This is a genomic window from Metalysinibacillus jejuensis (assembly GCF_003057615.1).
Taxonomy (GTDB): domain Bacteria; phylum Bacillota; class Bacilli; order Bacillales_A; family Planococcaceae; genus Metalysinibacillus; species Metalysinibacillus jejuensis.
This window is the reverse complement of sequence record NZ_QAFW01000219.1, coordinates 1-255: the sequence shown is the minus strand read 5'-3', so window position 1 is coordinate 255 and position 255 is coordinate 1. Positions and strand designations below refer to the sequence as shown.

Here is a 255-nt window from a genome sequence, read left to right as displayed (position 1 = left end):
GAATAAGCATCAGCGAGGTTTTTGAGTGAAGATTGAATCGCAATGCTGTCCACCTCTTTTAACCAAACTAATTCTTTCTTTAATTGGGTTAATTGAGAAGAACACGAATTGTAAGTCAAACCTTTTCTTGTTGCCTTATAAGTATCGTTCCATTTTGCGAGGAAATGATTGAATACAAAACGAGAACAACCGATTGTTTTAGCAATCCGTATTTCTTGTTCTTTGCTTGGATAGATACGAAATTTATATGCTTTA

The 255-nt window shown here is 34.1% G+C and carries 1 protein-coding gene; it reads right to left on the bottom strand.

Annotation, left to right across the window (positions count from 1 at the left end):
* Window positions 1-255: helix-turn-helix domain-containing protein (locus DDE80_RS14955; RefSeq protein ID WP_153060964.1), on the bottom strand; the 255-nt coding region annotated here is incomplete at both ends.